9 protein-coding genes are annotated in these 13,325 nt (G+C 61.7%); 7 read left to right on the forward strand and 2 right to left on the reverse strand.

Features of this window, described 5'->3' with window-relative positions:
• The first annotated feature begins 65 nt into the window (after positions 1-65).
• The 5 genes from C100_RS26150 (at position 66) to C100_RS26165 (ending at position 8,638) form a co-directional block, all read left to right on the forward strand.
• On the forward strand, positions 66-2,327 hold the full coding sequence (locus C100_RS26150; protein ID WP_024017963.1) for a beta-glucosidase family protein: 2,262 nt from the start codon (positions 66-68) through the stop codon (positions 2,325-2,327).
• Between the two features lie 201 nt (positions 2,328-2,528).
• Complete coding sequence (locus C100_RS47675; protein ID WP_024017964.1) at positions 2,529-3,065, forward strand: RNA polymerase sigma factor; 537 nt, start codon at positions 2,529-2,531, stop codon at positions 3,063-3,065.
• 53 nt (positions 3,066-3,118) lie between these two features.
• Positions 3,119-4,045, forward strand: coding sequence for a FecR domain-containing protein (locus C100_RS47370; RefSeq protein ID WP_161633888.1), 927 nt, complete (start codon positions 3,119-3,121; stop codon positions 4,043-4,045).
• Between the two features lie 112 nt (positions 4,046-4,157).
• The gene (locus C100_RS26160) at positions 4,158-7,349 is read left to right on the forward strand and encodes a TonB-dependent receptor (RefSeq protein ID WP_024017966.1); all 3,192 of its coding nucleotides are present in this window, start codon (positions 4,158-4,160) and stop codon (positions 7,347-7,349) included.
• A gap of 11 nt (positions 7,350-7,360) precedes the next feature.
• On the forward strand, positions 7,361-8,638 hold the full coding sequence (locus tag C100_RS26165) for a purple acid phosphatase family protein (RefSeq protein ID WP_052028197.1): 1,278 nt from the start codon (positions 7,361-7,363) through the stop codon (positions 8,636-8,638).
• 213 nt (positions 8,639-8,851) lie between these two features.
• Here C100_RS26165 and C100_RS26170 read toward each other — a convergent pair whose 3' ends face one another.
• Positions 8,852-10,540, reverse strand: a complete 1,689-nt coding sequence (locus C100_RS26170; RefSeq protein WP_024017968.1) for an ArnT family glycosyltransferase — start codon at positions 10,538-10,540, stop codon at positions 8,852-8,854.
• Between the two features lie 26 nt (positions 10,541-10,566).
• Between C100_RS26170 and rfbF the strand changes: the two genes are divergently transcribed.
• The gene (gene rfbF, locus C100_RS26175; RefSeq protein WP_024017969.1) at positions 10,567-11,340 is read left to right on the forward strand and encodes a glucose-1-phosphate cytidylyltransferase; all 774 of its coding nucleotides are present in this window, start codon (positions 10,567-10,569) and stop codon (positions 11,338-11,340) included.
• Positions 11,325-12,419 (forward strand): CDP-glucose 4,6-dehydratase, encoded by a 1,095-nt coding sequence (gene rfbG, locus C100_RS26180; RefSeq protein ID WP_024017970.1) that lies wholly within the window; start codon positions 11,325-11,327, stop codon positions 12,417-12,419. The genes rfbF and rfbG overlap by 16 nt, the downstream gene beginning before the upstream one ends.
• Here rfbG and C100_RS26185 read toward each other — a convergent pair.
• Entirely contained in the window at positions 12,404-13,324 is a 921-nt protein-coding gene (locus C100_RS26185; RefSeq protein WP_024017971.1) for a class I SAM-dependent methyltransferase, read from the reverse strand. The genes rfbG and C100_RS26185 overlap by 16 nt on opposite strands.
• Between the last annotated feature and the right edge of the window lies 1 nt (position 13,325).

The following is a 13,325-nucleotide window of genomic DNA, read 5'->3' on the forward strand; positions in this document are numbered from 1 at the left end:
ACCCCAAGACTGCCCGCTGACCGATGCCGGCTGAACGATGCCAGCTAAACGATGAAAGACCGTCCATGACGCGCCATGCCCTTATCGCCCTCGCCCTGCTTGGCACCACAGCGGCGCCGGTCGCACAGGCGCAACTGCCCGCAGCCAGTGCCGGCAGCGATCGCGCCCTGCCGGCGGAGGCGCGCGCCAAGGCGCTGGTCGATGCAATGACGACCGAGGAGAAGCTGGCCATCATCCATGGCTATTTCCCGCCCATGGCAAAGCCGGCGCAGCCCATCGCCATGATCCCGTCGGCCGGCCATATTCCGGGCATTCCGCGCCTGGGCATCCCGACGCTGCGCGAAAGCGACGCGAGCCTGGGCGTCGCCAACCAGATCGAACAGCGCAAGGGCGACACCGCGACCGCCCTGCCCGCCGGGCTCGCCACCGCAGCAACCTTCAATCCAGCCATTGCCTATGCCGGCGGCGCGATGATCGGTGCGGAGGCGCGGGCCAAAACCTTCAACGTCCTGCTCGCCGGTGGCGTCAACCTGACCCGCGATCCCTGGAACGGACGCAATTTCGAATATCTGGGCGAAGACCCGCTGTTGGCCGGGGTGCTGGCGGGCGAGCATATTCGCGGCGTCCAGAGCAACCATATCGTATCGACCATCAAGCATTTCGCGCTGAATTCGCAGGAAACGGGGCGCACGGTGCTGAATGCGCGGATTGACAAAGCGGCGCTGCGCGAAAGCGACCTGCTGGCCTTTCAGATCGCGACCGAGATTGGTGATCCAGCCTCCGTCATGTGCGCCTATAACAAGGTGAATGGCGACTATGCCTGCGAGAATGACTGGCTGCTCAACACGGTCCTGAAGAAGGATTGGGGCTATAAGGGCTGGGTCATGTCGGACTGGGGCGCAGTTCATTCGACGGAGAAGGCGGCGCTGGGCGGGCTGGACCAGGAATCGGGGCAGGAACTGGACGACGCCATCCATTTCGGCAAGCCGTTCGAGGAGGCGGTGAAAGCAGGGCGCATCCCCATGGCGCGGCTGGACGACATGGTGGAGCGCATCCTGTATGGCGTGATCGCCAGCGGGCTGATGGACGATCCGGTGCCCGAAAGCCCGCGCCAGATCGACTATGCCGCCCATGCCGACATCGCGCAGCGCGCGGCGGAGGAAGGCATCGTCCTGCTCAAGAATGAGGGTAACCTGCTGCCGCTGGCCAAGAGCGCGCGGCGGATCGTCCTGATCGGCGGCCATGCCGATGTCGGGGTCTTGTCGGGCGGCGGCTCTTCGCAGGTTCGCTCGGTCGGCGGGGCGCCGGTCGAAATTCCCCTGACCAAAGGCGCCGCATCCTCTTTCGCGCGCATGACCTGGCACGCCTCATCACCGCTGAAGGCAATCCGGGCGCTCGTGCCGCAGGCGGAAGTAACCTATATCGATGGAAGCGATCCCAGAGCGGCAGCCGAGGCGGCGCGACGCGCGGATCTGGCGATCGTCTTTGGCTGGCAATGGCAGACCGAGGCGCAGGACCCCGAAAACATGCGCCTGCCCGACAATCAGGATGCACTGATCGATGCGGTCGCGACCGCCAACCGGAAGACCATCGTCATGCTGGAAACGGGCGGGCCGGTGGAAATGCCCTGGATCGACAAGGTGCCGGCACTGGTGCAGGCTTGGTATCCCGGCCAGCGTGGCGGCGAAGCGATCGCCAACATACTCTTCGGTGACGTGAACCCTTCAGGGCGCCTGCCCATCACCTTCCCGGCGCACGCCGATCAGGCGCCGCGCCCTGAACCGGCGGGCCTTGCTGAACTGCACGCGGCAGAGGCCCGCCGGGACGCCGGTGACACGGCCAATTATGGCATGAGCGGGGGCGTCGCGCCCTTCACGGTCGACTATCCCGAAGGCGCGGAGGTCGGTTATCGCTGGTATGCGATGAAGGGGGTCAAGCCGCTTTTCCCCTTCGGCTATGGCCTCAGCTATACCAGCTTCTCCTACGCGAATCTGAAGGTGCAGGATGGCGCGGCGCTGACCGTCAGCTTCGACGTCACCAATATCGGCAACCGAACTGGTGCGGACGTGCCACAGCTTTATGTGCAAGCGAAGGGCAGCGCGAACTTCGCCAACTTTCGATTGGCCGGATTCGACAAGATCGCGCTTTCCCCTGGAGAAACCCGGCGCGTGACGATGACGGTCGATCCACGCCTGATAGCCCGGTATGAGGAAGGAGTTGGCTGGCAGCTCGACGGCGGCAGCTACGCGCTCGCGGTCGGCCATCATGCGGGCGACATGGCGCTGAAGGGCGCGGCCAGGCTTGATCCGGTCAGCCTGAAGCCCTGACGCCGGCCATGCGTTAACAATTGTGGGGGCAAGATGGAGCAAGGACGCGCATCCTGTCGTCCACTCACCCCATGCATTGTTCCCATAAGGCTCTGTGATCTGGCGCGTCCCTGGCAATGTCACCACGCTGGGTTGGAGCCGACTTCGAAATGTCATTTAAAATCGCTAGCCGCACCGTTCCAACCCGACCGGGAGTGTCTAGTGCTTTCCTCGATAAAAAGCGGACTTCCGGAACAGGAGCCGCCAGGGCAGGATTGGGACGCAATTCGGGCGGCGCTGCGCCGATATTTGCGTGCACGTGGTACCTCGCATGATTTGATCGATGATCTCGCCCAGGAGACGTTGGCGCGGCTCGTCGAATTGCAGCGCACCCAACAGATCGGCAGCATGCTAGCGCTCGCCTTTCGCATTGCGGATAATTTGCGGGTTGATGCGCATCGGCGCGAAAGCCGGCTAATCACCGGCGTTGACGAGGAATTGCGCAGCGATGAACCGTCGCTCAACCGCGTCCTGGATTCCCGACGCGCCATGGAGGTTTTCCAAAGCTGTCTACGACGCATGCCTGCATTGCGCCGTGAAGTGCTGGTCCGCCGGCGGCTCAATCAGGAAAGTTGCCGGGCCATTGGCGCCGACCTCGACCTGAGCACCAAAGCGGTTGAAAAGCATATTACCCGCGGCATGATCGATTTGCGCCGGGCGCTGGATCAGGCAGGGATCGATTTGGTGGGACAGGACTGATGGGCCACGAAATGGTTTCTATAGATTGCCAGGCCGCGCAATGGGTGGAGCGGATGAACCGTCCCGTCCTCGACAGCGATACCGCTGCGGACTTCGATATCTGGATTCTGAAAGATCCGCGCCATGTTGAAAGCTACGCACGTCTTTTGGCATTGTGGCAATCGGAGGAACTGGATGCCGCTTTGAGCGACAAAACGTGGTCGCTGCGGCCGTCCAATGACGATGGTGATGCCAAGCCACGCGGGTTGCGAGGGCTGCGCCGGATGTCGTGGGCGCGGGTGGCGCCGGCCGCTGCTGCGATCTGCATGGTGGCGGCGATCTGTGTCGCTGCGCCGCGTTGGCTGGAGGAACAGTCGGAATTCTCCACCGGTCATGGCCAGACCCGCACGGTCGTGCTCCAGGATGGTTCGACCATACGCATGGACGCGGAAACCCGCGTCGCCGCCCGGATTACGCCATGGTCCCGCGACGTCGAACTCGTGCAAGGCGAGGCGTTCTTCGACGTTGCGCATGAGCGGCTGCGCTCCTTTACCGTCGAAACCGGCAATGCTCGGATATCCGTATTGGGCACGGCCTTTGACGTCGATCGGATAGATAAGGATACGCGCGTCATCCAAGTCTATCGTGGACTTGTCAGCGTTGAGGCCGGGGTTGGCAGGCAGTGGCGCCTGCCGGCTGGCAGCGGACTGGAACTGGTGGGTGAACGGGTTCGCAGCCTGACGCGAGTGCATGGAGAGCGTCCCGGCTGGATGGAAGGCTGGCTGGAGGCGAACGAAATGCCAGTGTCGCAACTTGTGCGGAAGCTCAACCGCATATCCCGCCGTCCCGTCGAACTCGCGGACCCGGCGCTTGGAGAGTTGCTGGTGACCGGGCGTTTCCCGACAGATGATCCTGAAGCCGTGCTCGAAGCGATCGCTGCGATTCACGAGCTGACCTGGCGCGATGCAGGTGGCCGCTATGTGTTGGGACGCCAGGGATAGTCATCCGACCTTCACAGTAACATCATGAAAATGTAAGAAAAAATATTTGTCGGGTTTTGCCCTCATGGCGCGTCTGTCGCCTGAACTGTCTGTTCAAATGGGGGTATCTTCTATGTTTTTCTTGAACCGGCCCACCGCATCGGTGTTGGCCATTGCCGTCGCGAGCGTATTTTCCACACCCGTGGATGCAGCAGAGCCGCGCTACACCTTCGCCATTCCCGCGCAGGACTTGGCGCAAGCGTTGCAGGAATATTCGCGCGTAACCGGTACGCCGGTGGCCGCATCGCCTCATGCCTTGCGCGGGCGGCGCAGCAAGGCGGTATCTGGCACCATGTCCGCCGCCAGCGCGCTCCAGCAAATGATCGGCGGCGCCAACGTCGCCATGCAGCGGCGCGGCAACATGCTGATCGCCAAGCCACTCGCCATGCGAAGCCCGATCCCAGACTTCGCCGAGCGCAGGCCCCGCGCCGACGCGCCGGCCCCTGCCCCGACGCGCGCCACCCCTGTCGATCCGGTCGATACCGAGATCATCGTCACCGGCTATATCGAAGCCGTGCAGCGCTCACTCGAAACCAAACGCAAGGCACAAGTCGTTTCCGACACGATCACGGCGGACGACATGGGCAAGTTGCCGGCCAACAATGTGTCGGAAGCTCTGTCCCGTCTGCCGGGCGTCAATGCGGTGCGGGATTCCGCCACTGGCGAAGGCGACCGGATCACGGTGCGTGGCCTTTCGACCGAATTGAACAATTATTCGATCAACGGCGTGCGCGTCGGCGGCGCCGGCTCTCGCGATAATAATTTCTATCGCGGTGTCCGCCTTTCGGTCCTGCCGCCCGACGGCATCAAGCAGATCACGGTTTTCAAGACGCTCACGCCCGATCGTGACGGCGACGCGCTGGGCGGCTCGATCGATATATCGACGCCCACGGCGTTCGACCAAAAGCCGACCTATTTCCGCCTGTCGGCAGAAGGCGGCTTTCTCGACAAGTTCGATAATCGCAAGTCAGGGCAGGTTTCCGGCGCTTTTTCACGGCAGTTCAGCGACAATTTCGGCGTCTTCGTTTCGGCAAGCTGGAGCCGCCGCAAATCGCAGTTCGAACAAAATGGCGTCGACGGCGACAATCAACCCGACAGTTGGTACGACGACAGTGAAACGCTTGGCTGGGACCCCAATCGCTTCGTTATGCGGGGGATGGACCTGGCTCTTGGCGAAACCGACGTCAAACGCTGGGGCGGTAATAGCAGCATCGACTATCGTTCCGATCATCACGATCTCCATCTTCGCGGTCAGTATAACAAATATCGCAAGCAGCAATTCAGCAATCGCCTCAACTTCCGCAATGATGTTTCCCGGAATTCCGCGCGGCTGTCGCAAGTCGACACTGACGATCGCAGCCTGGCGCAACCGGACGACATCGTGACGGGATATGACGAAACGCTGGGCCGGATATATGGCTATACGGTAGACCAGATTATCGATCGGGATGGTGACGGACGTATCACCGACGCCGACCGTTCGGCGCGGTCCCTCTACAGCCTGAATGGCAGTTCGGGCGCCTGGGATCCGCAGGGTTTCCGGTTGCGCCGCTTCTGGGAAGCCAATAACGAGACCGGCAGCCTGGCCTCCGCCAATTTCGGCGGCGTGTCGCGTTTCGACACCGTGACGATCGACTATGATGTGTCCTATGCCCAGTCGGAAGACAATCTCGACGACGGGTACACGCTCGAATTTCGCAGCGACAAATATGGCTGGCTAGGCAACCGCGGCGTGCTGTTTTCCGCGTCGGAGGATTCCCGATTCCCCAAATGGCTGCTCAACGACGCCGGCCTAGCAGCGGTGCAGGATCCGTCGGAATATGCCTTCAGCAGCCTGGAGGGCGAAGTCGGCGGAACCCGTGAAAAACTGTGGCAGGGGCAATTGAACCTTCAATGGAAGCCCGACAGCGACTGGCTGGAATCCATCAAGACCGGCGGCAAATTCTATAATTCGCGCCGCCGCACCTTTTCCGGCTCGTTTCTCAATCTCGAGACGGACGGCACCATGGCCGACTTCTCCCAATTTTATGGCCAGGACGTCGGAAACCTGTTCGACGGCGCCTATGGCGGCGTCTATCGTCTGGGCCAAACGCTTTCCAACAAGGCCATGCTGGCCGAACTTCAGCGCGCCGAAAAGGGCGACAGCACGATTTTCGAAGGCTATGCGGTCGATCCGTCCGACGCCGAACTGTCGAACGAAGACAGTTTCCGGTTCAACGAGCGCGTCCTTTCAGGCTATGCGATGGCGACCGCGCGGATCGGCAAGGCGCAGATCATTGGCGGCGTGCGCGTGGAAACGACGCGCAACAGCATCGACGCCTATGTGCTGGATCAGGTGCAGGGCGCGCGGTTCACCCAGGACCACACCAGTTTCACTAATGTCCTGCCGTCAGTCCATGTAAACTACGACTTCGACCGCAAGACCAAGCTGCGCGGCGCCGTCTGGACCAGCTTCGCCCGGCCGGACATCGCCCGCATGAGTTCTGCGCGCGAATATAGTTATGACACCGATCCAGACGGCGATGGCGCAGAGAATCCGACATCGGAGTGGGTGCTGGTCGGCATCGAGCAGGGCAACCCGAACCTCAAGCCAATGCGTGCGACTAACCTTGATCTCTCGCTGGAACATTATGCCGGCAACACCGGCGCCTATTCGGTGGCGCTCTACTATAAACATATCACCAACTTCCTGTTCCGCTCCTCGTCATCGAATATCCGGAACGGAACGCTGGGCGAGAATGTCGATCCTACAGGTGTCGCCATCGCCATGCCCAACAACGGCAAATGGGCGGAAGTTTACGGTCTGGAAGTCAGCGCCCAGCAGCAGTTGCACTGGTTGCCTGGTATCCTGGGTTCGCTCGGCATCGGCGGCAATCTGACATTGCAGCGTTCCAAGGCGGTGACGGGCCTGTCATGGCACCCGGATGGCTATACCCTGCCGCTCATGGAAACGCCCGAAACGATCGCGAACCTGCAGATATTCTGGGAACGCAAGGGCTGGGAAATCTATGGCGCATGGAATTATCAGTCAAAATTCATGGGCGGCATCCAGGACTTCGGCAATGATCCGTATGAGCAGGCCTACAGCTTCGTGGACCTGACCCTGCGCAAGACCTTTATGAAGAAATCCTCGATCCAGTTGCAGGTCCGCAACCTCCTCGATTCGCATACCTATTGGGAAACGGTCTCGTCCGGCACCGGCGCCAGCCGCGCCTACATCAAGAACGGCCGCAGCTTCTCGCTAGGCCTCAACCTCATATTCTGATGGGAAACAGGATGATTACGCGCAAAATTCTTGTGCCCGCGCTGCTCCTGGGCAGTGCGCTTCCCCTCCAGGCGGCGGGGGCAGATGCTCCCGCCACGCCGCCGGTTGCGCTGGCCGCGGCAAGCGTGACGCCCGAACGCATCATACTCAACCTGACTGCGGATCCGGCGACTCAGATGGCCATCACCTGGCGGTCGGCGGCTGGCCTGACGGGACAGGTACAATATGCGGTGGCAACCGACAGTCCCGATTTCGTGAAAGCGCCAATGACGCTTGCCGCCGCGACCGACGATGCCACGCTTGCGGTCCGCGAAGACCCCACCTTCCACGCCGCCTATCATTCCGCCGTGCTCAAGGGACTTTTACCCGATACCGTCTATGCCTACCGCGTGGGCGACGGCGCGCACTGGTCCGAATGGTTCCAGTTCCGCACCGCCGCCAAGGCGTTGAAGCCCTTCCGCTTCATCTACCTCGGCGACATGCAGAACCAGATCCTGTCCGAAGCCTCGCGCACATTGCGCATGGCTTTCCGGCAGGCCGGCGATGCCGCGTTCACCATCCATGCGGGCGATCTCGTCAACAGGCATGACAGCGATAGCGAATGGGGTGAATGGTTCGCTGCGGGTGGCTTCCTTTATGCGCAGACGCCACAAATGCCGACCCCTGGCAACCACGAATATGTCAAGGACGAAGCCGCGCGCGCCGGATCCTCGATTACCGGCCAGTGGCGTCGCCAGTTCACCCTGCCCGACGATGGACCGGCGGACGTCCCGGCCAGCCGCGAAACCAACTGGTATACCGACTATCAGGGGCTGCGTCTGATCTCGATCGATTCGATGCAGGTGGATCGCGATGACAAGGCGCGGCAATCGATCATCAAATGGCTCGACGGCGTGCTCGCCGACAACCCCAGTCGATGGACGGTGATGTTCCTGCACTTCCCGCTGTTTTCCAGCGAGCCGGGCCGTGACAATCCAAAGGTTAGAGCCGCGCTCAAGCCGTTGGTGGACAAGTATAAGGTCGACCTTGTGCTACAGGGCCATGATCACGGCTATGCGCGTGGCGCCATCGGCCCGGACGGACCGACCAGCGACGATCGCGGATCGACCTATGCAGTGTCGGTGGCCGGGCCCAAGATGTACGATGTCGGCAGCCTGTCCTGGGCGCGCAAATCAGCGTCGCGCACCCAAGCCTATCAGGTCATCGACGTGACGGCGGACCAGTTGACCTACCGTGCCTATACAGCCACTGGAAAACCGCTGGACGAGGTCACGCTGCGCAAACCCTGAGACATCAGGCCGTGGTGGGTTGGCGTACGTCCACCACGGCCGATATGCTAATCTTCGTCCTGCTTCTGATATTGTAGCGAGGGGATGGATGATTCGCGGCAGCAGCAGGACGCTCAGCCTCATGACCGTTCTGACATTTTCAGCGTGCGCGAAAAATGCCCACTGGCGTCCGATACGGGTCTGCCGCCTTATTGCCCCGCCGTTTCATGCCCTTCACTTTGTCGGGCGGGCGACGTGGCCTGAACCGGCGGCGTGGTGGAAGCGATAGATTCGCGTGACAGGCCCGCCGATGCGCCCCTGTTCCGGTCGAAAGATCGCCATGATCTTTCCATGCTGAAGCAGTTTCTCATATTGGCTGATCTCATCAGGATATGCCGTCTTTTCGTGCAGATACCGATCATAGTGCGTAATGACGGCGATGTCGGCCGAACAACTCGCAATCATCCCAGGTGCGACATGGCCCACATCGACGATGGATTTCCCTTCTCTCTTTTTTTCGACCTTCTTGTAGCTTGGCTTCGCCTGCAAAAAGCCATGCGCATCAAGGCAGCCGGCGTCCCCTAAAGGAAAAATGACCGGGCCGGGCCGCGCGACTAAGTCGAACGCGGCATCCTCGATCAACACGGACCTGGTCGCGGGAACATGGGTGCGAATCCAGAGCGAGGCCAGTTGGCGCGTGTCATTGGCGCGCATATGGGATCGAGACAGGCTGGACTGGGCCATGGGCAGGAGCAAGGCGGACAGTGTTGCGGCCAAGGCAGCTATGCTCCACGCCGCCTTGATCCGCGAAATCGCTTCGTTTAGCGCCAATGCGATCGCCAGAGCGATCCAGGGAATGAGAGGCACAGCCCAGCGGTCCCAGACGAGCGCCTGAGCCCCGATGCCCAGCAGAAACAACAGCGCGCCGGGCAGCCCTGCAAGGGCAAGTGCGCCCGCGCGAAATGGCATCAGCACAAGCCCGGCAAGCGCCAATATGGTCCCCGCAGGACCAAATCCGGCAAACAGGACATGGCGCCCGTACCACAGAATGTTCTGGAACAGCGGGCCACCCGTGGAACCCGGATGATTGGGGCGGGCTTCCCCGCTCAGGTCGCGCAGCACCGTGGCTTGATCCAGCAACAGATAAGGAGAGGCGAGAAAAAGTGCGACGAGCGCGCTTGCCGCAACGATAGCGAGCAGCGCGAAGGCCAAGGCCCATGACTGCTGTCGCCACCTGTTCAGAACTGCGCCAGGCGCGTTTGCCATGAACAATAATGATGGCCATTTCGTTGCGCCGCCCAGGCCGATCATCACCCCCATCAGAATATAATGGTGAAGCTTGCCGCCTTGCGCGGCGCGGATGGCATAGAGGCAACTCCCCAGCATGAAAATGCTGGCGACCATGTCGGTTCGGATGACCTGCGAGAGTTCCACATGAATGTTGTTGACCGCGACAACCGCAGCCGCGATCAGTCCGGCGCGCACGCTGATTGCTTGGCGCCCGATCCGGTAGGTCAGATAGACGCAAACCACGCCCATCAAGACGATGAAGACCCGCATCGGCAAGATCGCGATCGAGGGGTCGGCGTAGATAGCGGACACATAGTGCGCCGTATCGGCCCATCGCCCAAACAGGACACCCAGCCATCCGACGGCGATGAAGATCGCTGCCAAGGCGTAGAAGAGAATTGTCGCCGGGTGCCCGAACCATTGCGGATTCAGGCGCTGTTCGCGCAGCATGTCGAGCGCAGTCATGACGAAGAGCGGCTCGTCAGGATCATTGAGCGCTGGCAGTCCGAAGTCGACATGCCAAAGACGCAGCGCTGCCGACAGGGCCAATATGGCGGTCAGCGCGACGCTGTTGATGTCGGGTATCCAGCGTCTGCTTTTTGCACGGGATGCACGGTCCGGCTCCGTCTTCACAGGAACCACCGTTTCTGGGAGGACGAATGCGTACAGTGATTTTGGCGGGCGGTCTGGGCAGCCGCCTTGGCGAGGAAACCGCCGTGCGACCCAAGCCGATGGTGGAAATCGGCGACATGCCGATTTTGTGGCATATCATGAAAATCTATTCTGCCGCCGGGCTGAACGATTTCGTGATCTGCCTTGGCTACAAAGGCTATGTAATAAAGGAATTTTTCGCCAACTATTTCCTGCATACCGCTGACGTCACCATCGACCTGCGCGGCGGCAACGGAATGGAAATCCACTATACCCGCAACGAGCCGTGGCGCATTTCTCTGGTCGAAACCGGCGCGGATACAATGACGGGAGGGCGCCTGGCCGCCATCCGTCCCTATCTCGACCCCGATGAGCCCTTCTGCTTCACATATGGGGATGGCGTTGCCGACATCGACATAGCTGATCTTGTTCGCTTTCATCATGCGCATGGACGGCGCGCGACGATCACCTCCGTCACGCCGCCGGGACGATTTGGCGCGCTGGAGTTCGACGGAGATCAAGTGACGGCCTTCCGGGAAAAGCCGGCCGGCGACGGTGGCCTGATCAACGGCGGATTCTTCGTCGCTCACCCCAGCGTTCTGGACTTGGTCAATGGCCCGGAAACGATCTGGGAATCTGGGCCGCTCGAAACGCTGGCAGCGAATGGCGATCTGATGGGCTATCGCCATGACGGCTTCTGGCATCCGATGGATACGCTGCGCGACAAGATCCATCTGGACTCGCTCTGGCGATCGGGAGGCGCACCGTGGAAGCGCTGGTAAATCCTCTCTGGCAGGGCCGGCGCGTGCTGGTGACCGGCGACAGCGGCTTCAAGGGCAGTTGGCTGGCGCTCTGGCTTCATGCCATGGGTGCGAAAGTGACGGGCTTTTCCCTGCCGCCGCCCAGCCATCCCAGCTTGTTCGATGCCGCGCGGCTGGATCAATTGATCGACCATGTCGAAGGCGACGTGCGCGATCCTGCGGCCGTGCATGGAGTGATGGAACAGGCGCGGCCCGAAATCATCTTTCACCTTGCCGCACAACCGCTGGTCCGCCTGTCCTATGAACAGCCTGTGGAAACTTTTGCCACCAATGTGATGGGGACGGTCCATGTGCTGGACGCGGCGCGCCACGTCGGCGGCGTGACCGGCATCGTCTGCGTCACCAGCGACAAATGCTATGAAAATCGTGAATGGGCGTGGCCCTATCGCGAGAGCGACCCGATGGGGGGACATGACCCCTATAGCAGCAGCAAGGGCTGCGCCGAACTAGCGGTCTCGGCATGGCGGCGATCCTATTTTCAGGACAGCGGACCGGCGCTGGCGTCGGTGCGCGCGGGGAACGTCATCGGTGGCGGCGACTGGGCGGCCGACCGGCTGGTTCCCGATCTCGTCCGCGCGTTCGCCGCGGGTGTTGCGCCTCTGATCCGATCTCCAGAGTCGGTTCGCCCCTGGCAGCATGTACTGGAAGCGCTGGGCGGATACGTCATGATCGCGGAACGCCTGCTGGCGGGCGAACGCCATTTTGCCGAAGCCTGGAATTTCGGACCAGCGGACGAGGATGCGCGGCCGGTGCGTTGGATCGTGGACCATATGCGCACAGCATGGAGCGAGGGCGCTGCCCCCGCGACGCTGGACGATGGCCCGCGCCCGCATGAGGCGGGTCTGTTGCGGCTCGACTGTTCGCGCGCGCGCTCGGCGCTTGGCTGGCAGCCCGCGCTGCGACTGGCCGACACGATCGACTGGATCGTGGAATGGCACAAGCGGGTTGACGTTGGCGAGGATGCGCGCACGATAACGCTGGAACAGATCGATCGTTACAGACAAAGGACCGGTCGGGGGATTGTTCAGGCTGCGGCCTGAGCAATCGTCAACATATTGCCGAGCCGGAGCGCGATGGCGCTTTGGGGCAAAGGCAGGCGCCGGGGCAATGAAACCCCCGCCGCCTGCGCCGCCTGACGAGCAAGGAAATCAATTGGGAAATGGTTCGTGCTGGCACTGACCTCGACCGCGGGGAAGCCCGCCCGCCCCGCCAGGGCGCGGATCGTCCTGGAGCTATAGAGTAGCGGATGTTGCAGGCAGAATGGCGGCCATCGGCGACCCAGCACCCGGCGCAGCAGGCTGGCTTCATCATGCGTGACGATCAGCAACTTGCCGCCGGGCTTCAGCTTTGCATGGATGCCGCGCAGCATGGCCAATGGATCTAGCAGATGATCGAGCACATGGATCATGACGGCCAGGCTTACGCTGCGGGCAGGCACCGGGGACAGATCGGTCATGTCCGTCAAGATCGACACCGGCCTTTCGCCTGTGGCCTGCCGCAACGGGCCATGAACGGCCTGATTGGGTTCGAACAGCCAAAAACGGTCGAACCCGCCATGATCAACCGCTGCCGTCACCAGATGACCGACGTCAGGCCCAATTTCCAGATAATCGCCCGATGACAGCCCCGCGCGCGCTGCCGCATCGAAATAGCCGCGCTGCGTGGCGGCGATGGCCGAAAAGGGCAGCATGTCCATATTGGGCGGCATATCGCTGTAAAGATCGGCCAACTGCGCATCGTCGAAAAAGACGGGATTGTAGAGCAGCGCGCAGTCGGCGCAGCGGCGATAGGTGAAGAAGTGCTTGGTTTTCTCCAGCCCATGCCAATAGGAGCGCAACTGATCGACAGTCATGTTTTCCGCGTCGCCGGAGCAGATGATTTCGGCCCGGCCGGCCTGTGCGCCGCAACAGGGACAGGAACGATCGCGCAGGGCGGGAAGCGTCATG

The organism is Sphingobium sp. C100 (genome assembly GCF_000508185.1).
Taxonomy (GTDB): domain Bacteria; phylum Pseudomonadota; class Alphaproteobacteria; order Sphingomonadales; family Sphingomonadaceae; genus Sphingobium.